Genomic DNA, 26957 nt, shown 5'->3' on the forward strand with positions numbered 1-26957 from the left:
AAATTTAATTTGAAAATCTAATTCATTATAAAAATTCAAACATACTAAAAAGCAGTTGTCTCACGAAAGTAAGTGAGACAACTGATTTATTTTTAAAAACAATTATTTACGATATTTTAATTTAGCGAATGCGTCATGTTGATGAATAGATTCTTCATTACGACATTCAATGTCAAAGCCATCAATCCAATCAAATTCTACTAAATCAGCAGCAATTAAACGGATTAAATCTTCAACGAAACGTGGATTCTCATAAGCACGTTCAGTGACACGTTTTTCATCTGGACGTTTTAAAATAGGGTACAAGATAGAACTTGCGTTGGCTTCCATAGCATCCAGGATTTTTTCTTTATAATCATCAACGACATCATTATTTTTGTCTAAATATACTTTAACAGTGACTACGCCACGTTGATTGTGAGCAGAATATTCACTGATTTCTTTAGAACAAGGACATAATGTAGTTACTGTTGCTTCAATTGTAATTTCTTTGCGTGTCACGTTATCTTTTTCAATAGCTAAACCATAAGTTACGTCAGCGTTCGCTACTGCTTTAATGTTTGTAACTGGACTATAACGATCGAAGAACCATTTGCCAGATACATCTACGCCTGCAGAATTTTGTTTCATATTACCTTGTAATGTACGTAGTACTTGGTAAAGTGTATCGAAATTAAGTTCTAAGCCATTTGAGTAGTGTTTCTCAACACTCTCTAAGATACGACTCATGTTAATTCCTTTTTCATCTTGGTTTAAACTTGTTGAAAAGCTAAACTTCCCTGCTGTTTGATAGCGGTCAATTTTTACAGGGTAAATTAAGTTTTTAATACCTACTTCTTCAATTTCGAATAAAAAGTTTTTATGCGTACTTTGTAAGTCTGTCATTTCATTTTTAGTTGTAGGTTTTGTTCCTTCTACTGGATCTACTGAACCAAAGTGTTTCCAGCGACCTTCTCGTGTAGATAAATCAAATTCAGTCATCATTTACCTCCCCTTAAGATTCAAAATGATATGTCCAATATGGCTCAACCTCTAGGAAACTTTGTGTTTTCCCATCTACTTCTGGACTTGCTATTTGTTTTAAGAAAGGTCCAGTTTGTGAAGCATGTGCTTCGAAAGCTTTTAATTTAAGCTCTCTATATTGGCTAATATCGTTTAATATATCTGGTTCACCTAATTTTTCAGGTGCATCATTGCTAAATGCAACGAGTTGTAAGCGTGGACGTTCTTCTTTCGGCATACGACCTACTGTTCTTACTACAGCTTCTGCTGTCGCTTCGTGGTCAGGATGGACTGCAAATTGAGGATAGAATGAAATAATTACTGAAGGGTTCGTTTCTTCAATTAAATTTTTCACCATATCATCCATTTGATTATGCGGTTCGAATTCTACGGTTTTATCACGTAATCCCATCTTACGTAAATCAGTGATACCCATCACTTTCGCTGCTTCTTCTAATTCACGTTCGCGAATATTGGGTAATGATTCTCTTGTTGCAAAAGGGGGATTCCCTAAATTGCGTCCCATTTGTCCCAATGTTAAACAAGCATATGTTACGGGCACACCATTGTCGATATAGCTTGCAATTGTGCCTGCCGATGAGAAGGTCTCATCATCAGGATGTGGAAAAATCACTAATACATGTCTTTCATCTTTCATGAATAAGCCTCCTCTATATTGTAAATGGCTTTTCACTAATTTCGAGTGTAGCAGCCAATTGTCCTTCGTAATTAAATCCTGCAATTAAAAATTCATTGTTGTCATTGATTTCATAATGTGTCAGTCCTTGAACATAAACCCAACCGCCATCACGTAGCTTTAGACCAACGCGATAAGGGTCTTTCTCTCCGCCTTTAAGTTGCGCATGTTCATAGGTAACTTGTATATTTCTTAAAAATGTCCCCGCATTAAAGACACGTTGATCGAAATGGTTAGCATATGCACCATTAGTCGTTTCAACGTGTAGGAATACTGGTTTATTTTCAAATGATGTTAATAGTCGTTGTACTTCTTCAGCATTAATGAGTTCCAACACTTTCACTCCTTGCAACCATACAATGTGTTTATCTATTTATTTTACTAAAAAGATAGGAGTAATTGTATATCTCTGCTCAATTTATTTAGAAAAAATTGTATTAATTCCACATTTAAGTCGAATTACAATCTTTATTTTCAAAAAAGTGATATTAGAACATTGAAAGATATTCTATCGTTTAAAAAAATCTTAGATGGGTAAATAACCAAATGTGAAAGATAAAAAACACGAACTAAAGTAAATGACATACTTTAGTAACGAAAGGATGTTTGCATTGGAATTACAATTAGCAATCGATTTATTAAATAAAGAAGAAGCAGCAGAATTAGCTAAAAAAGTAGAGGAATATGTAGATATCGTAGAAATTGGTACACCAATCGTAATCAATGAAGGTTTACCAGCAGTTCAACATTTAAATGAAAATATTAATAACGCAAAAGTATTAGCTGACCTTAAAATTATGGACGCAGCAGATTATGAAGTTAGCCAAGCAATCAAATTTGGTGCTGACGTAGTAACAATCTTAGGTGTTGCTGAAGATGCTTCAATCAAAGCAGCAGTTGAAGAAGCGCACAAACATGATAAACAATTATTAGTTGATATGATTGCCGTTCAAGATTTAGAAAAACGTGCAAAAGAATTAGATGAAATGGGTGCTGACTATATCGCAGTACACACTGGTTATGACTTACAAGCTGAAGGACAATCTCCATTAGAAAGCTTACGTACAGTGAAATCAGTGATTAAAAACTCTAAAGTTGCTGTTGCTGGTGGTATTAAACCAGAAACAATTAAAGATATTGTAGCTGAAGAGCCTGACTTAGTTATCGTAGGTGGCGGTATCGCTAATGCAGATGACCCTGTAGAAGCAGCTAAACAATGTCGTGAAGCGATTGAAGGTAAATAATGATGTCTCAATTTACTAATTATCGTCTCATTCTTGAGGAATTAGAGCGTACTTTATCTCATATACAAGATGAAGAATACGACCGATTTGCGAACGATGTGAATGGTGCACAACGCATTTTCACAGCTGGTAAAGGTCGTTCAGGGTTTATCGCAAATAGCTTTGCTATGCGTTTAAATCAATTAGGTAAAGAAGCATTTGTTGTAGGAGAATCTACAACGCCATCTATTAAAGAACATGATTTATTCATTATTTTATCAGGTTCAGGTTCAACTGAGCATTTGCGATTATTAGCTGATAAAGCAAGATCAGTAGGAGCTAAAGTGGTATTATTAACAACTAAACCAGAATCTCCTATTGGCGAATTAGCTGAAACTGTAATTGAACTTCCTGCAGGTACGAAACATGATGCGGAAGGTTCTGAACAACCATTAGGTAGTTTATTTGAACAAGCATCTTTATTATTCTTAGACAGTGTTGTACTTGGATTAATGGATACGTTCAATGTAGATGAAGAAACAATGCAACAGAACCATGCTAATTTAGAATAAAGTCTTTTGACTGTTAGTATTTGACTAACAGTCTTTCTTATAAATAAAATTTTTAATATATAGAATAAAGTACTTTACACTATTTTATAAAGTAATATACTTGATACATAAATGTATAAAGATTATCGGAGGTATTACTTTATGACCTTAGAAGATAAAAATCAAAGTACTGATCACTCATTAAAAACAGATAGCGATACAGAAGATGACAATAGCATTGGTTATGATGGGAAAAAGAAATCTGCATTAGATTTAGAAATTGAACGAGAATTGTTAGAAATGATGGAAAATGATGATTCTGACGAACCTGAAAAACAAAGCAAAATAATAAAAATTGGGACGCTTCTTTCTTCGTTGGTAATCGCAACTTTTGCTATAGTGCGTTTTATAAAAAGTGTTATTTAAAAATGAAATTTATAACTGACGGTTGATTTTACATATGAAAATCAACCGTTTTATTTATAACTAAAAATAGATATAGTACTTTTTTGGAAGATATTTTATATTAGTTTTTAAAAATATACTTTAGCTAGTTTTATTAAAAATGTTAAAATATTAGTATACAATTATATGGAAGTTACATAATCAAAAACGGGAGAGAAATAATGACTATTTATAATTTAAATTTTGGGATAGGTTGGGCTAGCAGTGGAGTAGAGTATGCTCAATTATATCGAAGAAATATTTTTGAGAAATTAGAATTAGATTTTAAATTTGTATTTTTTTGATTTTATTAGTAGAGAAAACATTCAATCTTATACAAGTAATATGGGGTTTAAAGATAATGAAATCATTTGGTTATATCAATATTTTACGGATATAAAAATTGCTCCTACAACTTATACTTTAGATGACATTATCGAAAATTTAGATTATGAGGATATACGTATAGAAGTAGTAAATGAAGATGTGAAAAGAATATTCTTTAATAATGATGATAACTACATAACTTGCTATCTACGTTATCCAAATAGCTCAGTAGTAAATAGAGCAGAATTTGTTTCTATGAATAAGCTGATTAGAAAAGACTATTATTCCTACGTAAGGATTTTTAGCGAATATTATGCTCCTAAAGATGGACAAGCTAAAGCATATCAGAGAGTCTTTTATAATGAGAATGGTACAGTAGCTTATGAAGAATATATCAATGAAGATAATAACATGTATGTGTTTAAGGATAAGATTCTTTATTCTAAGGAAGAATTAATTGGTTACTTTTTAAAAAAATTAAATCTTTCTAAAAAGGATATTTTACTGATTGATCGTTCTACTAATGTTGGTCAAGTATATTTAGAAAATAAGGGTGAAGCTAAGATAGGTTCAATAATACATGCTGAACATTATAATGAAAATACTACTAATGAAAAACATATTTTGTGGAACAATCATTATGAATATCTTTTTAATAATGCTAAAAATATAGATTTCTTTATAACAGCAACTGATAAGCAAAATGAAAAGTTAGCTAAGCAATTTGAAAAATATTATCAATATCCATCTAAAATCTATACTATTCCTGTTGGTAATTTGTCGGAATTAAAAAAATCTAATGAAAGAAGAAAAGCTTCGATTATAACGGCTTCAAGATTAGCCAGTGAAAAACATGTAGATTGGTTGGTAAAAGCAGTTATTAAAGCTCATCAATACAACACGGATATTACCTTTGATATTTATGGTGAGGGTGGTGAAAAAGAAACGTTACAAAAAATAATTAATGATGAAAATGCTGAAGGATACATAACACTAAAAGGTCATCAAAATTTAGAGAATATTTATAGAAAATATCAGTTATTTATCTCCGGATCAACTAGCGAAGGTTTTGGTTTAACACTAATGGAGGCTATTGGCTCGGGCTTAGGAATGATAGGTTTTGAAGTAGATTATGGTAACCCAACATTTATTAAAAATGGTGAAAATGGTTATCGTATAAGTATTAATACAGAAGAAGCCACTGAACAAGAAATTGTAAACGTATTAGCTAATGCCGTTGTAAAATTTTTCAAAAGTAATATTGAAAAAATGAGTATAGAATCATATAAAATAGCCGAAAATTTTCTTTTTGAAAATATAGCAGAGAAATGGCATTCATTAATTAAAGAGGTGCAATATGATTAATCTATTTGAAAAACTCGATAAAAAAACTATTAAACTTTTAAATACCTTGCGAAATGTTGGAATGAATCATCAAACTATTCTTTTAGAAGATAACGGTTTTTTACCTGAAAATACTCAATCTCCATATAGTTTTTTCTCAAAATGTGAGCTTTTAAATGTAAATCCTTTATTTTTTAATGAAGTTCCTGTTCCGGATTTGTGGGAAATCGAAGGTAACAACTCAATAGCAAGAATACGAGATAAGGGACGAGTTCGAGGTAAGATCAAATTTAAAAAGAATTGGGGAACTCGTATAGTTGAACACGTTGAGTGGTTAAATGAAAAAGGACAAACTCAATATATTGATTATTACAATAAATATGGCTATAAATTTGCACAACTTTTACTAGATGATAATGGAAAGTATATTGTAAAAAAATATTATAATGATAAAGGTAAAATCATTATTAGTGAAAACTTTGTGACCAATTCATATATATTAACATGGAGAGATAAAGAGTATTTCTTTAACTCAAAACTTCGCTTTTTAGAATTTTATTTAGAGCAGTCAAAGATCAAACTTGATAGTTTTTTAATCAACTCTTTAGCTTTTCCATATGCTCTCCTAAGACATGTAAAAAATATTGAAGGAAAAGATTATCTTTTTTGGCAAGAGAGTCCTGAAGAATTACCTGGTAATATGAAATACTTGTTGAATAATGGGAATAGAACAGCTAATATCTTGATTCCTAATAGTAATGAATATAATCGTATATATAATTGGTTAGATGACAATGAAAAGAATTATCTATTCAAAGTTGGGTATGTGTATGACTTTATTAAACAAAATTCATATTCTAATGAAATTTTAACTTTAACAAATTCAGACGATATACCTAACATAGAACAAATTGTGAGTAAAAATCCTCATTTACATTTTAATATCGTTGCCGTAACAGAGATGTCAAAAAAATTAATGTCTCTCGGTGTTTATAAAAATGTCTCCTTATATCCACATGTAAGACGCAGTAAAGTTACTGAACTTTATAAACAATGTGATATATATCTAGATATTAACCACGGAAGTGAAATACTAGATTCAGTACATGCAGCTTTTGACTATAATCTATTAATATTAGGTTATAATGAGACTTGTCATAATAATGATGTAGTAGATTTAAATAATTTATTTAAAATTGAAAATTATGAAAAGTTGATTGAGATATTAGCATCTTTACCTAATAAAATCATTTTAGACAACTTATTAGATAATCAATTAGTTCATGGGAGATCAATATCAAAAGATGAATTTAAATCATTCTTTAGCAAATAATAAATTTAATCTGAAAATACCTCTCGTAAAAGAGAGGTATTTTTTTATATTTTTTTCTTAAATGATATTTAGATGACAAAGTGTAAAGAAGTTAATTAAATAACTGTGAAATGGGGCTCACATAGTCAATCAGGTTTAGAGAATGAATATCTTAACTATATTATCGCTTAATCAAATTAATTAGCTCAATTGTTATAAAATAACTTAAAGCGAAATGATTTTATTTCATTTAAATGTTAACATTATACTTAAATTAGTTGACATTAAGAGGTTGAAACCATGTTAGAGATTGTGAAGAACTTACAAATTTATGCAGAAGAGCAACCAAACGTTATTGCATTACAATTTGATGATGAGCAGTTAACCTATGCTGAATTCTATGAAGCTATTAAAGAAGCTCTAAGTGATTATCAAGGGCTTCTATCTGCTACGCGAGTTGGATTATTAAGCGAGTCGCCAATGACGAATATGATTCACTATTTTGCTGTGTTGATGCAAGATGCAGTGCCTTGTTTTTTAGATGCGAGTTGGCCAATGTCAACGATTGATAAACTCATCAATACATACAATATTCAATATATTGCTAAGAATGATGCGCAGTTAATTCCAACACAGTCACTGAATTTGAAGGATTCATTTTTTGAGGAACAGGCGCAAATTCACAACCTATTACATATTGGTTTTACATCAGGGACGACTGGACTTCCTAAGGCATATTATCGTAACGAGCCCTCATGGCTTGCTTCATATATTGAAAATGAAAAGCTCTTACATCACGATGAAGCTATCTTTATCGCTCCTGGTCCACTGGCACATTCATTGTCATTGTACACTTGCATTTATGCTTTATGGTCAGGAAGAACGTTCATCGGACAGCGACATTTTGAGGCGTCACAATTAATGCAATGTATTCAACGACAATCGAAATCGATAGCGCTGTTTCTCGTGCCTACAATGTTATCGCAACTTATACATATGCCAAATAAAACGAAGACGCTTACCTCTATATTAAGTAGTGGCGCTAAACTTTCGTCTCAATTATTTCAAGATGTCACTACTACATTTTCACAAGCGAATATTATAGAGTTTTTCGGTACTTCTGAAGCGAGTTTTATTAGTTATAATTTTAATCAAACGGCACCTACAGACTCAGTTGGTCAATTGTTTCCAAATGTAACTTATCAATTAGAAGAACAAGATAAAGATCAAATAGGGCTCTTGCATGTCAAAAGTAACATGACCTTTTCTGGTTATGTAAATCGCAAAGTGATTCAACCAGAAAGTTGGATAGAAACAGGTGATTATGCCTACATAAAAGATCAATATCTCTATTTAGTAAGTCGCAAAAGCGAACGACTTATTATAGGAGGTAAAAATATTTACCCGACTGCGGTAGAACAACGTGTAAAGCAACTGGATGGCATTGATGAAGCAGTGATGATTGGGGAACCACATACACGCTTTGGTGAAATTGCAGTGCTTGTTTATATGGGGCACCGCGAACTTGATTATTTAAGTTTACGACGTTATTTATTACAAACATTATCGCGATATGAGGTGCCTTCAAAGCTTGTGAAAGTAAGTGCGTTGCCTTTTACCAATAGTGGCAAAGTGGCGCGTGGCACATTGCGAGAGCTTTATTTAAAGGGGGAGCTAGAAGTATGAAAGAAGCGGTCATAGTGTGGGCTAAAAGGACACCGTTTGGTAAGTATGGTGGGGCGCTAAGGCATTTAGAACCTGAGCAGTTATTGTTACCCCTTTTCCAAAAAATAAAAAATGAATTTCTTGAGATTGTGGAGCAAATAGATGATGTGATATTAGGGAATGTTGTGGGAAATGGGGGGAATATAGCGCGTAAGGCGTTGTTGGAAGCGGGGGTGTCTAATGAGGTGCCGGGTGTAACGGTGGATCGGCAATGTGGTTCGGGTCTTGAAAGCATTATTTATGCGTGTCGGATGGTGCAGTGTGGTGCGGGGCGTGTGTATGTGGCTGGCGGGGTCGAGAGTACGAGTCGTGCGCCGTGGAAGATTAAGCGTCCTCAGTCGGTTTATGAGACACAGTTACCGCAATTTTATGAGCGTGCGTCGTTTGCGCCAGAAGGTCAGGATCCAAGTATGATTGAAGCTGCTGAGAATGTGGCGAAGCACTATGGTGTGTCGCGAGAGGCACAAGATGCGTTTGCGATTCGAAGTCATCAGTTTACCTCTGCGCACTTTAAGAATGGGGATATATCACGTGAGATTGTGCCATTAAAGGTGAAAGGGCAATGGTTTGAGCAAGACGAGAGTATTAAGTCGACATTGACGGAGGCACGTTTGAATCGATTGCGTCCTCTATTGGCTGGCGGAACTGTGACGGCGGGTAATTGCTGCATGAAGAATGATGGTGCGGGTCTAGTGATTGTTATGGAGAAGGAACTGGCGATAGAACATGGATTCACTCAAGGTATGTTATTTAAAGATGGTGTGACAACAGGTGTAGCTCCAACGTTATTAGGTATCGGTCCAGTGCCAGTGGTTAAGCGTTTATTACAACGACAGGCGTTGCAAATTGAGGATATAGACGCAGTGGAATTAAATGAGGCGTTTAGCTCGCAAGTGCTAGCTTCCATAAATGAGTTACATCTAGATGTGGCACGCGTGAATCAATGGGGCGGCGCAATTGCATCAGGTCATCCTTATGGTGCTAGTGGTGCAGCGTTAGTAGCGCGTTTGTTCAATTTACCAGCGTGGCGATTAGGCATAGCAACGATGGGTATTGGGGGAGGTATGGGTAATGCAATTCTCTTTGAAAAGTGGCACCAGTGAAGCCCGTTATGTATCATTTCGCGAAGAAGATGTGCGACGTTATTGTGATGTGATAGGGCGTGTTTATGATGGCACTGTGCCACCGTTAATGTGTGCGAAACTTTGGCCAGAATTTAATCTCTTTCAATCATTTATGAGAAAAAAGATAATATTAAAGCGTACCCGAGTAACTCAGTATGAAAAGTTGGAATGCAACATGCAATATTGTGTATATTTAACGCATAAACGCACTACTAAGGTAAAGCGATTTGACCAATATATTTTTGAATTAAAAATAAATAAAAATAACAATACTTGTATGATTATCGAACAAACGTTCATTGAGGAGAGGGTGTGAATGAAGTTTAGTCAATCACAAGTCGATCAATATTTGGCAATTGTTAATGACCAAAATCCACTTCACAATACTATCGTTCCCGGACAACTCGTCGTAGATTATTTAATGAATGAATATGAGATTGAGTGGCATAGTTATAAAGTTAAATACCTTCAAACTATTGTTATTAATGAGGTTGTAGAGGTTTGTGTGAAGTCGGAAAATGAAATTGTGGTTAGTTCTGAAGAAAACGGGGTAAAACTAGTTATAATTATGAATTGATAAAAAAATTAATTCTTAATTATAACTTTTTTTATTTTAAAATTTAATGTGTAAGCGTATTCGTTTAATTATTGTTAAATTCTGTCAATTGAATAAAATTGTATTTTTTAATTTAAATTAATTTTAATAAATTTGACAACATGCATTAGTTCTGTATAATTATGTAACATAAATAGAAGGAGTGTTACAGGTCATGAACTTTAAAAAAGATAAAATTAACATGGTCGATGCTCAGACGGCGAAAAAAACAGTGTTCGCCACGGGTATTGGTAATGCCATGGAGTGGTTTGACTTTGGTGTGTACGCTTATACGACAGCTTATATCGGAGCGAATTTCTTTTCACCAGTTCAGAACCCTCAAATACAACAAATATTTACATTTGCTGCATTAGCCATTGCGTTCTTACTTAGACCAATTGGCGGCATAGTATTTGGTATTATCGGGGATAAATATGGACGTAAAGTTGTATTAACAACGACAATTATTTTAATGGCCTTATCAACATTGACAATCGGTATCTTACCGAACTACGACATGATCGGCTTATGGGCACCCGCACTCTTGTTACTCGCTAGGGTCTTACAAGGTTTCTCTACTGGTGGGGAATATGCAGGTGCTATGACATATATTGCAGAAATTTCACCAGATAAACGACGTAACAGTTTAGGTAGTGGACTTGAAATAGGAACATTGTCTGGTTACATTGCAGCCTCAATTATGATTGCATTATTAAGTTTCTTCTTAAGTGATGCACAAATGCAAGCTTGGGGTTGGAGAATTCCATTTATTTTAGGTTTATTCCTTGGATTATTTGGTCTTTATTTACGTCGTAAACTTGAAGAATCTCCAGTTTATGAGAATGATGTTCAAACACCAGCTCGTGATAATATTGGATTCTTTACAATTTTACGCTACCACTTCAAAGACATCTTAGTATGTTTCGTAGCGGTAGTATTCTTTAACGTAACAAACTATACAGTTACAGCTTATTTACCAACATACTTAGGTCAAATTGTTAAGATTGATCAAACAACGACAAGTGTTTTAATTACTTGTGTTATGGCAATTATGATTCCTTTAGCGTTATTCTTTGGTAAAATGGCAGATAAAGTTGGTGAGAAGAAAGTATTCTTAATCGGTACAGGTGGTCTTACTTTATTAAGTATTGTGGCATTTAGTTTATTAAACACTAAAGCATTACCACTTATTATCGTAGGTGTATTTATTTTAGGTTTCTTCTTATCAACATACGAAGCAACAATGCCTGGTTCTTTACCAACAATGTTCTTCACACACATTAGATATCGTACATTAGCGGTAACATTTAACGTGTCTGTATCATTATTTGGTGGTACAACACCATTAGTTAACTCTTGGTTAGTAGAATCAACTGGTAATATTTATGCACCAGCTTACTACTTAACTGCAATCAGTTTAATTGGCTTTATCGTGATTGCTATATTTCATACAAGTACTGCAGGTAAATCGCTCAAAGGTTCTTACCCTAATGTTGATAACAAGAAAGATCTTCATTACTTTGAAGAACATCCTAAAAAAGCATTATGGTGGATTAAAGAAAAGAAAAATAGAAATGCATAATAGATATTTAAACGCATTGATGAGAGTAACCTCATCAATGCGTTTTTTTATTTAGGAAAAATGAAAAGAAATTCCTAGATGAACATTTACTCGTTCTGTTGTGATGCTTGCCCAGGGTACAGTTTCAGCCAGAAATGCCTCACAGATAAATCTGTGAGGATTTCTAAGGTCTTCAACTTGTACTGTTCCTTCGGGCGTCACACAACGTCACTCGTTGTCCATCTTTAGAATTTCTTACATAAGTGCATGGCACTTATGTTCATTAATAATCAACATAGGAGTCTTCACAACTACGTTTTGTTATCTATCTTAGAACTACTTACTGAAGTGATAAGTACATAAGTTCATAAATTACGTTATCCTCTCTTTGCATTTTAAAATAGTTTAAGCATAAATATAAACAAAAATAGCGTCGATGTTAGCTGGGCTTAAAGTTACTCTCTAAGCTTTCAAAGGGGGACATCTTTGGCTAACATTGACGCTATAATTCATAAGGTGAGTTTAGGAATGATTTATGACTTTTTAAGTTACTTTATATTAGGGGGCCTAGTACTTAAAAATCAATTTTGGGAATATACTTCTGTTTGAATTCTCATTTGGAAAACATCTTTATTTGTAGTGAAAATGTCTTAATAACTTAATTTCATATTATCAAGATCATTTTCTAGTAGAGAGAGCAATTTATAGATTTCATTTTTGTTAAACGTTTCATCAAATTTTACCGTAATCGTCTTGAAGGTTTTTGTAATGATTTCGTACATTGGGATACCGTTCTCTATATTTTGCTTGTAGATGATCATGATGTGTGTTACCTCCTTTGTCTCTCTACACTTTATATAGTAATGTATTTTTTATTTGAAAACATGAGCCCCAAGTACCAACTTTTCATACGACGAACAACGGATAATTATCTACGACTTAATGCCTAGAGACATCAAAAAAGCACCCCATTATAGTAATGGAGTACTGTAATTATAACTATTTAATTAAAGTTCACCTTTAAATAATTTAACAAATCGCTCTGGACTATCTTCGCCTAAACAAATATCTAAGATTTCATGTGATTCTTGTTGTTCTTCTTCACTTCTTGAGAACATACGACTTTCATATTCTTTAATTACGTCGTCAATATTATCATAATTTTTAGCAATGCCCTCTGCTAATTCAGCAGCGTCTAACATGGCTAAGTTAGCACCTTCACCAGATGGGGCCATTAGATGTGCTGCATCGCCAATTAATGTGACACCTGATTTAGGTTCCCAACGATGTTTGTCTGATAAGGCGTTGATTTTACGTGCGACAATATCTGAATCTGATTCAGTTTTAAAATCCAAAAACGAGTTGGTAAGAAAGTTAAAATACTTAGGTAAGTAGTTCTAAAATGGATAATTAAAAGTAGTTGAGTGACACCTGAGGGATGAGTTATTGATGAACGTAAGTAGTTCTAAGATAGATTACGAAGTGTAGTTGTGAAGACTCCTAGGGGAGCAGTGCTAGTCGAAGACTACAGGCTGAGACAGCACCCCTGGAAAGCGCAACAACTTAAACGAGTGAATAACTGTCTTAGAACTATTCTAGATATAAAATTAAACAATAAAACTGCCCACAAAGCCTTTGTGGACAGTTAAAATAAATTTCTTATACTTCAGTTACTTCTACGTCAATGTGTTCAACACGGTTGTATGCACCGTGGTCTACTGGACCTACGAAATCGTTCATTTTCCAACCATTTTTAATTGCTGAAGCAACAAATGCTTTGGCACTTACTACAGCGTCTTTAGGTGATTTACCATTTGCTAAGTATGCTGTAGTAGCTGCTGCGAAAGTACATCCAGCACCATGGTTATAACTTTGTTGGAACATGTCTGTAGTTAATTGATAGTATTTGTCGCCATCGAAGTATAAATCATAAGATTTATCTTGATCTAGTGCTTTACCACCTTTAATGATGACATGTTGTGCACCTTGGTCGTAGATGACTTTAGCTGCTTTTTTCATATCTTCGATTGAAGTTAATTTTCCTAAGCCAGAAAGTTGACCAGCTTCAAATAAGTTTGGTGTAACTACTGTAGCTTTAGGTAATAGGTGTTCAATCATAGCGTCAGTATTTCCTGGGTTAAGTACTTCGTCTTCACCTTTACAAACCATAACTGGATCGACTACGAAGTATTTTGCGCCTGACTCTTCGAATGCTTCGCCAGCACGTTTAATGATTTCTTGCGTACCTAACATACCCGTTTTTACAGCATCTGGGCCGACTGAGATAGCTGTTTCTAATTGTTTCTCAAATAAGTCCATTGGAAGAGGTGTCACATCATGAGACCAAGTTTCTTTATCCATTGTTACGACAGCAGTTAAGGCTACCATGCCGTAAGTATCTAATTCTTGAAATGTTTTAAGGTCCGCTTGCATACCAGCTCCCGCACTAGTATCTGAACCTGCAATAGTTAAAACTTTTTTTAAAGCCATATTGATTCACTCCCGACAGTTTTCTAATCTATTACTTATCATAACATGTTTTTTATGAAGCATACTAGCACAAGCGTTGAGGGATATAATAGTAGGAAATTGATAACTGATGATATGCACATTATGTTAAAATATGGCATGAGGTGAAAGCGATGGAATGGTCAGAAATATTTCATGATATTAAACAGAGACATGATTTTAAAGCAATGCATGATTTTTTAGAAAAAGAGTATACGACTCAAATCGTCTATCCAGATAGAGAGAATATATATCAAGCGTTTGATTTAACGCCATTTGAAGATATAAAGGTAGTTATTTTAGGGCAAGATCCTTATCATGGACCTAATCAAGCACACGGTTTAGCGTTCTCTGTACAGCCGAATGCGAAATTTCCGCCATCATTAAGAAATATGTATAAAGAGTTAGAAGATGATATTGGTTGTCATAGAACATCACCACATTTACAAGATTGGGCACGTGAAGGCGTATTATTATTAAATACTGTGCTAACGGTACGTCAAGGCGAAGCACATTCTCATAAAAATATTGGTTGGGAAACATTCACAGACGAAATCATTCAAGCGATTTCTGATCATAGAGAAAATGTGGTCTTTATTCTGTGGGGCAAACCTGCGCAACAAAAGTTAAAATTAATCGATACGTCTAAACATCATATTATTAAATCTACACATCCTAGTCCATTGTCAGCGCATCGTGGTTTCTTCGGTTCGAAACCATACTCACGTGCCAATGAGTTTCTAGAATCTAAAGGGAAATCTCCAATTCACTGGTGTGAAAGAGAGGAACAATAGATGAATAAAGAACAAATTATTCAATTAATAGAACGTGAACTTGTGCAAGCGGATGAAGCGAACGATAATCAAGAATTTGAAAAGCATATGTACGCGATTCATACATTGACTTCACTGTATGCTCATTCTGAGAGTGTGCCTAGTGCACGTCGCAATAAAACGCATGATTTTACTGATACAGTATCGGCGCCTTCATTTTCAAATAATAATGCAATGACTAGCTCTGGAATGAATCATTCTGCTTCATCAAGTAAGCCAACGGTTACAGCAGCTGAAATCGAAGCGATGGGTGGCAAGGTACCAAATTCAATGAAATCGTCACAAAATAATAGCTTACCATCGAATACAATGGTTACAGATGATGAAATCGGTAATGGCGAATCTATATTTGATTTCTAAAAGAAATAAGGAGTTTGAAAGTAAATGATGAAACTATTTATAATCTTAGGAGCTTTATGCACAATGATGTCAGTAGGGACTGGGGCATTCGGTGCGCATGGCTTGGAAGGTAAATTGTCGGATAAGTATATGTCTGTATGGGAAAAAGCTGTGAATTACCAAATGTATCACGGCCTTGGCTTATTAATTATTGGTGTAATCAGCGGTACAACTTCAATTAATGTCAATTGGGCTGGATGGCTTATATTCTTAGGCGTTATCTTCTTCAGTGGTTCACTTTATATTTTAGCATTAACACAAATTCGCATCTTAGGTGCTATAACACCAATTGGTGGGGTACTGTTCATTGCAGGTTGGTTGATGTTAATAATCTCTACATTTAAATTTGTAGGTTAAACTCAATTAAATAGAGCATTAGTAGATTAGAACACTCACTTCAAGGGTATATAGGGTACTTGAGGTGAGTTTATTTTATGAAAGAAAAAAATCAAAATATAGATAGGGGAGATTTGAAACAGAATCTCTCTGAAAAATTTGTATGGGCGATTGCCTATGGTTCTTGTATTGGCTGGGGCGCGTTTATCTTGCCTAGAGATTGGATTAAACAATCTGGTCCGATTGCTGCATCAATAGGGCTTGTTATTGGCGCATTACTAATGATTTTAATCGCGGTAAGTTATGGTGCGCTAGTTGAAAAGTTCCCTGTCTCAGGTGGCGCATTTGCATTTAGTTACTTAAGTTTCGGAAGATATGTAAGTTTCTTCTCATCTTGGTTTTTAACATTTGGATATGTCTGTGTAGTTGCTTTAAATGCTACAGCATTCAGTTTATTAGTTAAATTTTTATTACCTAATTTATTGAATAATGGGAAGCTTTATACGGTCGCTGGATGGGATGTTTATATTACTGAAATTATCATTGCAACGGTCTTATTACTTGTGTTTATGTTTATTGCTATTCGTGGTGCAAGTGTTTCAGGATCGCTACAATATTATTTCTGTGTAGCAATGGTAATTGTAGTCTTGTTAATGTTCTTCGGCTCATTCTTTGGTCATAATTTTAGTTTTAGTAATTTACAACCATTAGCGAATCCTAAGGCTGGATGGTTTACTTCTATTATTATGATTGTCGCTGTTGCACCATGGGCTTATGTAGGTTTCGATAACATTCCACAAACCGCAGAGGAATTCAACTTTTCACCTAATAAGACGTTTAAATTAATCGTTTATAGTTTATTAGCAGCGTCATTGACGTATGTAGTGATGATTCTTTATACAGGTTGGTTAAGTACTAATAATGCAAGTCTTAACGGAAACTTATGGGCGACTGGTGCTGAAACACAAGCGGCCTTTGGCTATATTGGTTTAGGCGTGTTAGCCATTGCGATTATTATGGGAATCTTTACAGGTTTAAATGGTTTCTTAATGAGTGCAAGTCGTTTGTTATTCTCAATGGGGCGTTCTGGAATTATGCCTAAAGCATTTAGTAGATTGCACCCAAAATATAAAACACCTTACGTAGCGATTATCTTTTTAGTCGCAGTAACGCTTATCGCACCTTGGTTAGGACGTACAGCATTAACTTGGATTGTAGATATGTCTTCAACTGGTGTATCAATTGCATACTTTATTACATGTTTATCTGCTGCTAAATTATTTAGCTATGATAAGAATAGTAATACGTACGGACCTGTTTACAAGACATTTGCAATTTTAGGTTCTATTGTATCATTCATTTTCCTTCTATTATTATTAGTGCCAGGTTCACCAGCCTCACTTTCAATGCCATCATATATCGCATTAGGTGGTTGGTTAATCATTGGCTTAATCTTCTTCGTTATACGTTATCCTAAGTTGAAACGTATTGATAGTGATGAATTAAGTCGTTTGATTTTAAACCGCTCTGAAAATGAGGTCGAAGATATGATAGACGAGACAAACAAATAAATCATGTGTCATTGTTAAATCGCAAATAAAAGTGCATGATATTGAACAACGCTATGTTCAATATCATGCACTTTTTTATATATTAAATACGTTTACGTCGACGTACAAAGCCTGATACGACAATTTTAGAAATTTGATCAGCAAATAATAAACCAAGCGCAATGGCACCAGCAATTAATGTTACTTCGAGCATCGTATTAATCGCTTTACCGAATTGCAATAATACTAAATTTTTAGTGGCATCAAAAGCGAGTCCACCAGGTACGAGAGGGATAATTCCTGGTACCATGAATATAATTGCGGGTTCTCTCTTTTTACGTGCCATATAGTGACTGATCAAACCTAAAGCAAAACTACCAAAGAAACTAGAATAAATCGTATGAACACTAAGTCCTTGATAGAAAAGGATATAAACCATCCAGCCACATGCCCCTACAAAACCACAAGAAAGATATAATCTTCTAGGAGCGTCGAATATAACACAGAAAAACAGTGAAGCGGTATAACTAAAAAGTAAATTTAATAACCAAAACATGTGTGTACACTCCTAAACTAAAATTAACACTGAACCTACACCTGCACCGATACCAAAGGCGGTGACAAGTGCTTCAAGCGATTTCGTCGTAAACATCAACATATGACCACCGAATAAATCTTGAATGGCATTCGTGATAAGTACTCCAGGGACGATAGGCATGACTGATGCGATGATAATCGTCGCTAAATCACCACTAGGGGCTAGAGAGTGCCCTAAAACTGAAATAATACCAATAACTAATGAACCTACAAACTCAGGTATAAATTGAGCATGTAATCGTCGGTCTAAAATTTCAACTACTAGATAGCCTAGTCCACCAGCTAATAATGCAGTAATCACATCGATAAGTTGTCCCCCTTGTAAGTAAAGGAAGCTGATAGCGATAATAGCAGCTGCAATACCTTTGAACGTTAAACTACTATCTCTTTTAGCAACATAAATATGTTCGAGCTTCGTTTTTGCATCTTCAAGTGTAATCTTACCTTTTGTGATTTGTCGTGATATTTCATTAACCTGTGAAATTTTAATCAGATTTGTGTCGCGGGAATTAATTCTAAAAATTCGTGGATAGGATTCGTTGTGTAATGTAAATTGTATGACTGTATTTGTAACGAAACTATTACTTTCAGAGTAACCTAACTTGCGTGCAATACGCGTCATTGTATCTTCAACACGTGTACCTTCAGCGCCAGATTCAAGTAATATACGTCCGGCTATCATCACCACGTCTTTAATTAGTTTTTCATTTGCATTTTCATGTGTATCTATATGTTCCATTTCATCACCATTTATATTTATGTATCATAATTATAGTTGAAGCTTATTAAAAAGACTACTACGTTAATGAAAATTAAAAAATAAAATGATTACAATTCGTTAATAAGAATTAATAAGACGGTAATAACATAAAGTTGTAATATACTTAATTAAAAAATAATTTACAGACTTTCTCTATAATGTTTCAAAACATTACAATTCGGTTAAATAATAATTAGTTAACAATTTATGAATAATATTGGGTAGCGACAATATTTTTCATAATGTTAACGTTCAAAGTAGTAATTAAGTTCTCCCAAACATACTACACGAAGTACACTTTGAGATAGAAGTGTACTTTCCTTTAACAAATCATACTTACTTTTATATAGATTTTAGAAGCTGGCCCGTAGATGCAAAATTTACGGGCCGTTATGTTTATATTCATTTAAAAGGCGTTCTAAGATAGGTTTTCACTCACTTAAGTTGCTATGCTTTCTTGAGGGAAAGGCTCATTCCTGTAGTCACTCGGTACTTTCTTTTCCACTAGGTGTCTCTTCAAACTGCACTTCAAATTCTTCAATATAGATTTCTTCATCGTTTAGCATGGTTGCCTATATAAGAACTTCTTTATTAATGATCGATATAATAAATGGTTTCTACCTTAAGATAGAAACCATTTGAATTCAGTTATATTTGAAATCGTTATGCAGTCGTTTTCTGAGAGACTAGTTTCAACTTATTCGCGTTATTAAATCGCGAAGAATGTGTCGAAATCGTCTGTTTTTAAAATATGGCCGATGTAGAAGCCACCAAACTCTCCGTAGCGTGCTGTTGTTTCATCAAAGCGCATTTCATAAACGATTTTTTTGAATTGTAAGACATCATCTGCGAATAATGTTACGCCCCATTCGAAATCGTCGAAACCTACTGAACCAGTGATAAACTGTTTGATTTTACCAGCATATTGACGGCCAATCATACCATGGTTATACATTAATTTTTTACGTTCTTCCATTGGTAACATGTACCAGTTATATGTTTCATTACGACGTTTATCCATTGGGTAGAAGCAAATGTATTCTGTTCTAGGTAATTCTGGATATAAGCGTGCTCTTATATGTGGGTTTTGGTAAGGATCTTCATCAGATTTACCAGCTAAATAGTTACCTAATTCGATAACTGATACATATGAGTAAGTTTGAATAAAGAAATCAGCAATACGAAGTTTATTTAATTCATTCTCAATTGCATTTAATTCTTTCATTTCTGGACGTAGGTACCATAATAGGATATCAGCTTTTTGTCCAGTAATGTTATACAACGCATAATCGCCAGCGTGTTCATCTCTAGCACTTGCTTTATCGTTAATAAATGATTTAAATTCGTTAATCATTGCTTCACGCTCATCTTCAGGCACTAATCGGAAAGTGGCCCAATCTACAGCGTAAAATAAATGAAGACTGTACCAACCATCTAATGTTTCGGCTGCTTCACTCATAAAATATCGCTCCTTTAATATAATGTTTTATCATTTAATACAGGTTAAATTTTATCACAAAGAGAAATGTGAAACATACCTAAATGATTACAAATTGGTGAAATGGAAATCTCGTTACAAATACAGTATAATTAAGTTGCAAAATATTATTATGAAATTATTTAGGAGGGCATTATGTCTAGTTTATTAGATGTATTACAAGAAAAACTTTCAGGAAAAAATGTCAAAATCGTATTACCTGAAGGTGAAGATGAACGTGTATTAACAGCTGCTACAAAATTACAAGCAACTGACTACGTAACACCAATTGTTTTAGGTGATAACGACAAAATAAAACAATTAGCTGAAGAAAAAGGATTAGATATTTCAGATATCGAAGTAATCAATCCTTCTACAAGCGAATTAAAACCTGAATTAGTTAAATCTTTTGTTGAACGTCGTAAAGGCAAAGCAACTGAAGAACAAGCTAAAGAATTATTAGATAACGTTAACTACTTCGGTACAATGTTAGTTTATGCTGGTCATGCTGAAGGTTTAGTAAGTGGTGCTGCACATTCTACTGGTGATACTGTTCGCCCTGCATTACAAATCATTAAAACAAAACCAGGCGTATCTAAAACTTCTGGTATCTTCTTTATGATTAAAGATGACCAACAATATGTATTTGGTGATTGCGCAATCAACCCAACATTAGAATCTTCTGATTTAGCTGAAATCGCTGTTGAAAGTGCTAAATCTGCTAAAAGCTTTGGTATGGACCCACGCGTAGCTATGTTAAGCTTCTCAACTAAAGGTTCTGCTAAATCTGACGATGTTGAAAAAGTTGCTAACGCAGTTAAATTAGCACAAGAAAAAGTTGAATCTGAAGGATTAGACAACGTAGTTATCGATGGTGAATTCCAATTCGACGCTGCTATCGTTCCTGCTGTTGCTGAGAAAAAAGCACCAGGCGCTAAAATCCAAGGTGATGCAAACGTATTCGTATTCCCAAGCTTAGAAGCTGGTAACATTGGATACAAAATTGCACAACGTTTAGGCGGATTCGACGCAGTTGGTCCTGTATTACAAGGTTTAAATTCACCTGTTAACGACTTATCTCGTGGTTGCTCAACTGAAGACGTTTATAACTTATCAATCATCACTGCTGCTCAAACATTACAATAATGGATTTAGCAAGCAAATATTTTAATGACATTGATTGGCGCTATGTAGACCATACTTCTGGTTTAGCGTCAATGCAGTCATTTGCATTTGATGACACGTTTTCAGAAAGCGTAGGTAAAGATCTATCTTGCAATGTTGTGAGAACTTGGATTCATCAACATACCGTCATCTTAGGTATTCATGATTCCCGCTTGCCATTTCTTAAAGATGGTATTCAATATTTAACGGATGAAATCGGTTATAATGCGATAGTTAGAAACTCTGGAGGCCTTGGCGTAGTGCTCGATCAAGGTGTTTTAAATATTTCTCTTATCTTTAAAGGTCAAACTGAAACGACAATTGATGAAGCATTCACTGTGATGTATTTATTGATTTGTAAAATGTTTGAAAATGAAGATATTGATATAGATACGAAAGAAATTGAACATTCGTATTGTCCAGGGAAGTTCGACTTAAGCATTGATGGCAAGAAATTTGCAGGTATTTCACAACGCCGTGTACGTGGTGGTATTGCCGTTCAAATCTACCTTTGTGTTGAAGGTTCTGGTTCTGAACGTGCTGAAATGATGCGTGTCTTTTATGAACGTGCTCTTAAAGGTGAAACGACTAAGTTTAAATATCCAGATATTCAACCTGAATGTATGGCGTCATTAGAAACATTACTTGGACGTGAAATTAAAGTTCAAGATGTGATGTTCCAATTACTACATGCTATTAAAGATTTAGGTGGTAATCTCAATATGGATGAGATTACTCATGATGAATGGACACGTTACGAAGGTTATTTTGATAAAATGATTGAGCGTAACGAAAAAATGACACGTTCAATGGATAAGAAGTAAGCGTTAATTGAATGAATATTAAGAAGAGGTTTTTATTACTTTTGAAGTAATAAAAGACCTCTTTTTTAATGGAGGAAAAAGTTAAAATAAGTAGAATAATGCATTGTAATTATTATAAAGTGCTATATTCCTACTTATTTTTATAGTAATATAATTTAGGTGGACTAATTTAAGTTAAATTGGAATATTTTATTTGGAAACTAAAAAATACTGTCATTGCGTGTTTTCAAATTGGATGAAAATTATCATCATATTCCAATGGATAACCCTAAGGTAATTAAAAACATTGTTTAACATACAACAAGGGTTGTAACGATGTTAATAATTTTGATTTTAGGGTATAAATATTTTTAAGTTTTGAACTAATTTTGACAAAGTTTTATACTAATTATTGATATGAGTTTTATAACATAAATTATTATTAAATTTATTTTAGATATTTGAACTTACTATACCAGCATAAAACACAATTGTTATAAAACAGAAAATAGATTGACAGTAATTTAAAAAACGTAAGAGTACGTTATCATCATTGAGGTTATATGTCATATAAATGCGTATGCGTGCCTCGAAATAATTTTCAGAAAGAATATTAAAGGTGAGATATCATGGTACAACGTGGCTATGGGGAGTCTAACGGGAAGATCATATTAATCGGGGAGCATGCGGTCACTTTCGGACAACCAGCAATTGCAATCCCATTTACTTCAGGCAAAGTCAAAGTGCTTATTGAAAGTTTAGAAAAAGGTAACTATTCAGCGATTCAAAGTGATGTGTACGACGGCCCATTATATGATGCGCCAGAACATTTGAAATCATTAATTGGACATTTTGTTGAAAATAAAAAAGTTGAAGAACCGTTGTTAGTTAAAATTCAAGCTAATTTACCACCTTCAAGAGGATTGGGTTCAAGTGCTGCCGTAGCAGTGGCATTCATCAGAGCAAGTTATGATTACTTAGGCTTACCGTTAACAGATAAAGAATTATTGGAACATGCGGATTGGGCAGAACGTATTGCGCATGGTAAACCAAGCGGAATTGATACGAAAACGATCGTAACGAATCAACCGGTTTGGTATCAAAAAGGCGAAGTTGAAATCTTAAAGTCTTTAGATTTAGATGGCTATATGGTAGTGATTGATACAGGAATTAAAGGCTCTACAAAGCAAGCGGTAGAAGATGTTCATCGTTTATGTGATAACGATGACGAATACATGAAAGTCGTTGAACATATCGGAAGCTTAGTTTATTCAGCAAGTGAAGCGATTGAACAACATAGCTTTGATCAATTAGCAGAAGTATTTAACGCATGTCAATCGGATTTACGTACGCTCACAGTGAGTCACGATAAAATTGAAATGTTGTTGAAATTAGGTGAACAACATGGCTCTGTAGCAGGTAAATTGACAGGTGGCGGTCGTGGAGGCAGTATGCTGATTTTAGCTAGAGAGTTAAATACGGCGAAAGCGATTGTTTCAGCAGCCGAGAAAGCTGGCGCACAACATACGTGGATTGAAAAGTTAGGAGGATAAACCATTGAAACAAAGTGGTAAAGCACGCGCACACACGAATATAGCACTGATTAAATATTGGGGTAAAGCGGATGAAGCATTAATCATTCCAATGAATAATAGTTTATCGGTGACGTTAGACCGTTTTTATACGGAAACACAAGTAACTTTTGACGAAACATTATCTCAGGATCAGTTAATTCTTAACGGAGAAGAAGTCGATGCGAAAGAAAGCGCAAAGATTCAACGTTATATGGATATGATTCGTAAAGAAGCAGGTATCACAACATATGCTTTAATTGAAAGTGAGAATTTCGTACCAACAGCTGCAGGCTTAGCGTCTTCAGCTAGTGCTTATGCTGCTTTAGCGGGTGCTTGTAATGAGGCACTACAATTAGGTTTATCTGATAAAGATTTATCACGTTTAGCGCGTCGTGGCTCTGGTTCAGCTTCACGTAGTATTTTCGGCGGTTTCGCTGAATGGGAAAAAGGGCATGACGATGCTACATCATATGCTCATAGTATTGATGCAAATGGTTGGGAAGACGACCTAGCCATGATTTTTGTTGTTATTAATAATAAATCTAAAAAAGTTTCAAGTCGCTCAGGGATGTCATTAACACGTGATACCTCTCGTTTCTACCAATATTGGTTAGATCGTGTTGACGAAGACTTAAAAGAAACAAAAGATGCGATTGCACAGAAAGACTTCAAACGTATGGGTGAAGTTATTGAAGCAAATGGCTTACGTATGCACGCAACGAATTTAGGTGCGCAACCTCCATTTACATATCTAGTACCAGAAAGCTATGAAGCGATGCGTATTGTACATGAATGTAGAGAAGCAGGCTTACCTTGTTACTTCACAATGGACGCAGGCCCTAACGTAAAAGTATTAATTGAAAAGAAAAATAAACAAGCAATTGTAGATAAATTTTTAGAAACATTTGACCAAGCGCAAATCATCACAAGCGACATTACACATTCAGGCGTCGAAATAATTAAGTAAGGAAGAGATATAATGATTCAGGTGAAAGCACCCGGGAAACTATATGTAGCAGGTGAATATGCAGTAACTGAGCCAGGCTATAAGTCTGTCTTAATTGCTGTGGACCGATTTGTTACGGCTACTATTGAGGCTTCAAATGAAGTATCAGGTACCATTCATTCTAAAACGTTACATTACGAACCAGTAACGTTTTATCGCAATGAAGATAAAATTGAAATATCTGATGCGCATGCCGCAAACCAATTAAAATATGTAGTAACGGCAATTGAAGTTTTTGAACAGTATGCTAGAAGTTGTAATATCCACTTAAAACATTTCCACTTGACGATTGATAGTAATCTAGATGATGCTTCAGGTCAGAAGTATGGTTTAGGTTCAAGTGCTGCAGTATTAGTTTCTGTCGTTAAAGTGTTAAATGAATTTTATGAGATGCAATTATCTAATTTATATATTTATAAATTAGCTGTTATTGCAAACATGCGACTTCAAAGTTTAAGTTCATGTGGAGATATCGCTGTAAGTGTATATAGTGGCTGGTTAGCGTATAGTACCTTTGATCATGAATGGGTGAAACAACAAATGGAAGAAACATCTGTTACAGATGTTTTAGAGAAGAACTGGCCTGGTCTTCATATTGAGCCACTTCAAGCGCCTGAGAATATGGAAGTATTGATAGGCTGGACGGGTTCACCTGCATCTTCACCTCATTTAGTAAGTGAAGTGAAACGTCTTAAATCGGACCCTATTTTTTATGGGGAATTTTTAGATCAATCGCATACATGTGTTGAGAACTTAATTTATGCATTTAAAACAAATAATATTAAAGGCGTACAAAAGATGATTCGTCAAAACCGCAGCATTATTCAACAAATGGATAATGAAGCAACGGTAGATATTGAAACAGAGAATTTAAAATTACTGTGTGATATTGGAGAGCGTTTTGGTGGCGCCGCGAAAACTTCTGGCGCTGGTGGAGGCGACTGCGGTATTACAATTATAGATAACCGTATTGATAAACAGCGCATTTATAATGAATGGGAAGCTAAAGGTATTAAACCACTTAAATTTAGAATTTATCACGGCCAATAGAAGAATAGAGAAATAAGTAAGACATAATTCGATTAAGAAATTAGTGTCTTGCTTTTTTTATTGGGAAAATGTAGGACTTTTAAACCAGTGCTTGAATTTTTCAATAAAAAGAGTAAAATAATTAGAGTTAAATTAGTCGATAACTCATAGAGGCAAAATATATATAATAATAAAAATAGAAAGGTGGGTGGAAAATGAAAAATAAATTCCTAATCTGCGATGAATGCCAGGCAGTAAATATAAAAACATTAAAGAAAAAATTAGAAAAATTAGATCCTGAAGCAGAAATTGAAATAGGTTGCCAATCCTATTGTGGCCCAGGACGTCGTAAAACATTCGCATTCGTAAACAACCGCCCACTTGCTGCACTCACTGAAGATGAATTAATGGAAAAGGTGACAGCACAACTGAAAAAACCACGTGATCCCGAAGAAGAAGAGCGACTACGTAAACGTAACGAAGAGCGTAAACGACGCAAAGAAGAACAAGATAGAAAATTAAAAGAAAAATTAGCTAAACGTAAAGCCGCTAAATAAGATTCTTTTTAGTTTATTAGTATTACTTAGGCAATAGTATATAAAACTTAGTAATAAGGGATTCTGTTGCAAAGTTAATTTTATAGTATAAGTTTAATAAAAAAGAAGCGTTCTCTACAAACTATTTCAGATATAAACAATTTAACAAGGACGTCATAACTGTAGCTGTTGGCTACTGTATAAGATATGCACTTAGTTATCGTGATATATTTGAAAATTAAGAGAACGTGATGTAAAGATTCATCATTCAACGGTCTACCGTCGGGTTCAAGAATATGCTCCTATTTCGTATCGAATTTGGAAGAAAAAGCATAAAAAAGACTATTATAAATGGCTCTATAATAAATTGGACTGATGACTAAAAATCATCAGTCCAATTTTTATGTTTTGAATACAAAAATAGCGCAATTACCTCTATAATTATTAGCTACCACACCAAATAAAAAAGAAAGGTAATGC

At 34.3% G+C, this 26957-nt stretch carries 27 protein-coding genes and 3 pseudogenes; 21 read left to right on the forward strand and 9 right to left on the reverse strand.

Translation table 11 applies throughout. The features are described 5' to 3' along the window. Positions 1-102 precede the first annotated feature (102 nt). From folE2 to E2558_RS10340, 3 genes are read right to left on the reverse strand one after another with little or no spacing between them, the layout of a single operon-like run. Positions 103-981: a GTP cyclohydrolase FolE2 gene (folE2, locus tag E2558_RS10330; protein ID WP_126564935.1), complete on the reverse strand. Its 879-nt coding sequence runs from the start codon at positions 979-981 to the stop codon at positions 103-105. A gap of 13 nt (positions 982-994) precedes the next feature. Beyond that, entirely contained in the window at positions 995-1660 is a 666-nt protein-coding gene (gene bshB2, locus E2558_RS10335) for a bacillithiol biosynthesis deacetylase BshB2 (protein ID WP_126564936.1), read from the reverse strand. A 13-nt stretch (positions 1661-1673) separates the two neighbouring features. Further along, positions 1674-2036 carry a YojF family protein gene (locus E2558_RS10340; RefSeq protein WP_186805201.1) on the reverse strand — a complete coding sequence of 121 codons (363 nt, stop codon included), beginning with the start codon at positions 2034-2036 and terminating at the stop codon, positions 1674-1676. 274 nt (positions 2037-2310) lie between these two features. On the opposite strand from E2558_RS10340, the gene hxlA reads away from it, so the two are divergent. From hxlA to E2558_RS10390, 10 genes and pseudogenes are all read left to right on the forward strand, one after another. After that, positions 2311-2943 (forward strand): 3-hexulose-6-phosphate synthase, encoded by a 633-nt coding sequence (gene hxlA, locus E2558_RS10345; protein WP_103298238.1) that lies wholly within the window; start codon positions 2311-2313, stop codon positions 2941-2943. A 2-nt stretch (positions 2944-2945) separates the two neighbouring features. Then, positions 2946-3494: a 6-phospho-3-hexuloisomerase gene (gene hxlB, locus E2558_RS10350; protein WP_126564938.1), complete on the forward strand. Its 549-nt coding sequence runs from the start codon at positions 2946-2948 to the stop codon at positions 3492-3494. 141 nt (positions 3495-3635) lie between these two features. Then, complete coding sequence (locus E2558_RS10355) at positions 3636-3899, forward strand: hypothetical protein (RefSeq protein ID WP_126564939.1); 264 nt, start codon at positions 3636-3638, stop codon at positions 3897-3899. A gap of 200 nt (positions 3900-4099) precedes the next feature. Next, positions 4100-5609: pseudogene (gene gtfA, locus E2558_RS10360) on the forward strand (accessory Sec system glycosyltransferase GtfA). Then, positions 5602-6921 carry an accessory Sec system glycosylation chaperone GtfB gene (gene gtfB / locus E2558_RS10365; protein ID WP_126564940.1) on the forward strand — a complete coding sequence of 440 codons (1320 nt, stop codon included), beginning with the start codon at positions 5602-5604 and terminating at the stop codon, positions 6919-6921. The pseudogene gtfA and the gene gtfB overlap by 8 nt, the downstream one beginning before the upstream one ends. 279 nt (positions 6922-7200) lie before the next feature. Beyond that, positions 7201-8586, forward strand: a complete 1386-nt coding sequence (locus tag E2558_RS10370) for an AMP-binding protein (RefSeq protein WP_126564941.1) — start codon at positions 7201-7203, stop codon at positions 8584-8586. Further along, complete coding sequence (locus tag E2558_RS10375) at positions 8583-9728, forward strand: thiolase family protein (protein ID WP_126564942.1); 1146 nt, start codon at positions 8583-8585, stop codon at positions 9726-9728. The genes E2558_RS10370 and E2558_RS10375 overlap by 4 nt, the downstream gene beginning before the upstream one ends. Further along, positions 9697-10065, forward strand: a complete 369-nt coding sequence (locus E2558_RS10380; RefSeq protein WP_126564943.1) for a protein VraC — start codon at positions 9697-9699, stop codon at positions 10063-10065. Before E2558_RS10375 ends, E2558_RS10380 begins: the two co-directional genes overlap by 32 nt. Continuing rightward, the gene (locus E2558_RS10385) at positions 10066-10326 is read left to right on the forward strand and encodes a hypothetical protein (RefSeq protein WP_126564944.1); all 261 of its coding nucleotides are present in this window, start codon (positions 10066-10068) and stop codon (positions 10324-10326) included. A gap of 193 nt (positions 10327-10519) precedes the next feature. Then, a complete protein-coding gene (locus tag E2558_RS10390) occupies positions 10520-11926 on the forward strand; it encodes an MFS transporter (RefSeq protein WP_126564945.1) in 1407 nt (468 codons plus the stop codon). 629 nt (positions 11927-12555) lie between these two features. Here the strand turns inward: E2558_RS10390 and vraX are convergent. The 3 genes and pseudogenes from vraX to thiD form a co-directional block, all read right to left on the reverse strand. Further along, positions 12556-12726, reverse strand: coding sequence for a C1q-binding complement inhibitor VraX (gene vraX, locus E2558_RS12385; RefSeq protein WP_046309718.1), 171 nt, complete (start codon positions 12724-12726; stop codon positions 12556-12558). Positions 12727-12912: 186 nt separating this feature from the next. Then, a pseudogene (locus E2558_RS10395) lies at positions 12913-13248 on the reverse strand (FAD-dependent oxidoreductase); the annotation flags it as partial. A gap of 316 nt (positions 13249-13564) precedes the next feature. Continuing rightward, entirely contained in the window at positions 13565-14395 is an 831-nt protein-coding gene (gene thiD / locus E2558_RS10400) for a bifunctional hydroxymethylpyrimidine kinase/phosphomethylpyrimidine kinase (RefSeq protein ID WP_126564946.1), read from the reverse strand. A 152-nt stretch (positions 14396-14547) separates the two neighbouring features. Between thiD and E2558_RS10405 the strand changes: the two genes are divergently transcribed. From E2558_RS10405 to E2558_RS10420, 4 genes are all read left to right on the forward strand, one after another. Beyond that, positions 14548-15207 (forward strand): uracil-DNA glycosylase, encoded by a 660-nt coding sequence (locus tag E2558_RS10405; protein WP_126564947.1) that lies wholly within the window; start codon positions 14548-14550, stop codon positions 15205-15207. Next, on the forward strand, positions 15208-15606 hold the full coding sequence (locus E2558_RS10410; protein WP_126564948.1) for a DUF5327 family protein: 399 nt from the start codon (positions 15208-15210) through the stop codon (positions 15604-15606). It abuts the gene before it with no gap. Between the two features lie 27 nt (positions 15607-15633). Continuing rightward, positions 15634-16002: a DUF423 domain-containing protein gene (locus E2558_RS10415; protein ID WP_126564959.1), complete on the forward strand. Its 369-nt coding sequence runs from the start codon at positions 15634-15636 to the stop codon at positions 16000-16002. Between the two features lie 77 nt (positions 16003-16079). After that, the gene (locus E2558_RS10420) at positions 16080-17552 is read left to right on the forward strand and encodes an APC family permease (RefSeq protein ID WP_126564949.1); all 1473 of its coding nucleotides are present in this window, start codon (positions 16080-16082) and stop codon (positions 17550-17552) included. 82 nt (positions 17553-17634) lie between these two features. On the opposite strand, the gene E2558_RS10425 is transcribed toward E2558_RS10420, so the two are convergent. The 3 genes from E2558_RS10425 to hemQ form a co-directional block, all read right to left on the reverse strand. Next, on the reverse strand, positions 17635-18087 hold the full coding sequence (locus tag E2558_RS10425) for a threonine/serine exporter family protein (protein ID WP_126564950.1): 453 nt from the start codon (positions 18085-18087) through the stop codon (positions 17635-17637). 12 nt (positions 18088-18099) lie between these two features. Beyond that, positions 18100-18867 carry a threonine/serine exporter family protein gene (locus E2558_RS10430; protein ID WP_126564951.1) on the reverse strand — a complete coding sequence of 256 codons (768 nt, stop codon included), beginning with the start codon at positions 18865-18867 and terminating at the stop codon, positions 18100-18102. Between the two features lie 730 nt (positions 18868-19597). Next, positions 19598-20347 (reverse strand): hydrogen peroxide-dependent heme synthase, encoded by a 750-nt coding sequence (hemQ, locus tag E2558_RS10435; RefSeq protein ID WP_126564952.1) that lies wholly within the window; start codon positions 20345-20347, stop codon positions 19598-19600. 174 nt (positions 20348-20521) lie between these two features. Between hemQ and pta the strand changes: the two genes are divergently transcribed. From pta to E2558_RS10470, 7 genes and pseudogenes are all read left to right on the forward strand, one after another. Next, positions 20522-21511: a phosphate acetyltransferase gene (pta, locus tag E2558_RS10440; RefSeq protein WP_126564953.1), complete on the forward strand. Its 990-nt coding sequence runs from the start codon at positions 20522-20524 to the stop codon at positions 21509-21511. Next, entirely contained in the window at positions 21511-22353 is an 843-nt protein-coding gene (locus E2558_RS10445; protein ID WP_126564954.1) for a lipoate--protein ligase family protein, read from the forward strand. The genes pta and E2558_RS10445 overlap by 1 nt, the downstream gene beginning before the upstream one ends. A 608-nt stretch (positions 22354-22961) precedes the next feature. Continuing rightward, the gene (gene mvk, locus E2558_RS10450) at positions 22962-23885 is read left to right on the forward strand and encodes a mevalonate kinase (protein WP_126564955.1); all 924 of its coding nucleotides are present in this window, start codon (positions 22962-22964) and stop codon (positions 23883-23885) included. Positions 23886-23889: 4 nt separating this feature from the next. Continuing rightward, the gene (gene mvaD, locus E2558_RS10455) at positions 23890-24873 is read left to right on the forward strand and encodes a diphosphomevalonate decarboxylase (RefSeq protein ID WP_126564956.1); all 984 of its coding nucleotides are present in this window, start codon (positions 23890-23892) and stop codon (positions 24871-24873) included. A gap of 12 nt (positions 24874-24885) precedes the next feature. After that, positions 24886-25962 carry a phosphomevalonate kinase gene (locus tag E2558_RS10460; RefSeq protein WP_126564957.1) on the forward strand — a complete coding sequence of 359 codons (1077 nt, stop codon included), beginning with the start codon at positions 24886-24888 and terminating at the stop codon, positions 25960-25962. Between the two features lie 194 nt (positions 25963-26156). Further along, complete coding sequence (locus E2558_RS10465) at positions 26157-26498, forward strand: YuzB family protein (RefSeq protein WP_126564958.1); 342 nt, start codon at positions 26157-26159, stop codon at positions 26496-26498. 155 nt (positions 26499-26653) lie between these two features. Continuing rightward, positions 26654-26832, forward strand: a pseudogene (locus E2558_RS10470) (IS6 family transposase); the annotation flags it as partial. Between the last annotated feature and the right edge of the window lie 125 nt (positions 26833-26957).

The sequence above is a fragment of the Staphylococcus pragensis genome (genome assembly GCF_004785665.1).
GTDB lineage: Bacteria > Bacillota > Bacilli > Staphylococcales > Staphylococcaceae > Staphylococcus > Staphylococcus pragensis.

Coding starts and splice junctions, on each gene's coding strand:
- hxlB (WP_126564938.1), top strand. CDS start 2,946: ATGTCTCAATTTACTAATTATCGTCTCATTCTTGAGGAATTAGAGCGT.
- vraX (WP_046309718.1), bottom strand. CDS start 12,726: ATGATCATCTACAAGCAAAATATAGAGAACGGTATCCCAATGTACGAA.
- E2558_RS10445 (WP_126564954.1), top strand. CDS start 21,511: ATGGATTTAGCAAGCAAATATTTTAATGACATTGATTGGCGCTATGTA.
- E2558_RS10380 (WP_126564943.1), top strand. CDS start 9,697: ATGCAATTCTCTTTGAAAAGTGGCACCAGTGAAGCCCGTTATGTATCA.
- E2558_RS10370 (WP_126564941.1), top strand. CDS start 7,201: ATGTTAGAGATTGTGAAGAACTTACAAATTTATGCAGAAGAGCAACCA.
- pta (WP_126564953.1), top strand. CDS start 20,522: ATGTCTAGTTTATTAGATGTATTACAAGAAAAACTTTCAGGAAAAAAT.
- E2558_RS10465 (WP_126564958.1), top strand. CDS start 26,157: ATGAAAAATAAATTCCTAATCTGCGATGAATGCCAGGCAGTAAATATA.
- folE2 (WP_126564935.1), bottom strand. CDS start 981: ATGACTGAATTTGATTTATCTACACGAGAAGGTCGCTGGAAACACTTT.
- E2558_RS10385 (WP_126564944.1), top strand. CDS start 10,066: ATGAAGTTTAGTCAATCACAAGTCGATCAATATTTGGCAATTGTTAAT.
- thiD (WP_126564946.1), bottom strand. CDS start 14,395: ATGGCTTTAAAAAAAGTTTTAACTATTGCAGGTTCAGATACTAGTGCG.
- E2558_RS10420 (WP_126564949.1), top strand. CDS start 16,080: ATGAAAGAAAAAAATCAAAATATAGATAGGGGAGATTTGAAACAGAAT.
- E2558_RS10375 (WP_126564942.1), top strand. CDS start 8,583: ATGAAAGAAGCGGTCATAGTGTGGGCTAAAAGGACACCGTTTGGTAAG.
- bshB2 (WP_126564936.1), bottom strand. CDS start 1,660: ATGAAAGATGAAAGACATGTATTAGTGATTTTTCCACATCCTGATGAT.
- E2558_RS10405 (WP_126564947.1), top strand. CDS start 14,548: ATGGAATGGTCAGAAATATTTCATGATATTAAACAGAGACATGATTTT.
- mvk (WP_126564955.1), top strand. CDS start 22,962: ATGGTACAACGTGGCTATGGGGAGTCTAACGGGAAGATCATATTAATC.
- E2558_RS10425 (WP_126564950.1), bottom strand. CDS start 18,087: ATGTTTTGGTTATTAAATTTACTTTTTAGTTATACCGCTTCACTGTTT.
- gtfB (WP_126564940.1), top strand. CDS start 5,602: ATGATTAATCTATTTGAAAAACTCGATAAAAAAACTATTAAACTTTTA.
- E2558_RS10390 (WP_126564945.1), top strand. CDS start 10,520: ATGAACTTTAAAAAAGATAAAATTAACATGGTCGATGCTCAGACGGCG.
- E2558_RS10430 (WP_126564951.1), bottom strand. CDS start 18,867: ATGGAACATATAGATACACATGAAAATGCAAATGAAAAACTAATTAAA.
- hemQ (WP_126564952.1), bottom strand. CDS start 20,347: ATGAGTGAAGCAGCCGAAACATTAGATGGTTGGTACAGTCTTCATTTA.
- E2558_RS10415 (WP_126564959.1), top strand. CDS start 15,634: ATGAAACTATTTATAATCTTAGGAGCTTTATGCACAATGATGTCAGTA.
- E2558_RS10410 (WP_126564948.1), top strand. CDS start 15,208: ATGAATAAAGAACAAATTATTCAATTAATAGAACGTGAACTTGTGCAA.
- E2558_RS10460 (WP_126564957.1), top strand. CDS start 24,886: ATGATTCAGGTGAAAGCACCCGGGAAACTATATGTAGCAGGTGAATAT.
- E2558_RS10355 (WP_126564939.1), top strand. CDS start 3,636: ATGACCTTAGAAGATAAAAATCAAAGTACTGATCACTCATTAAAAACA.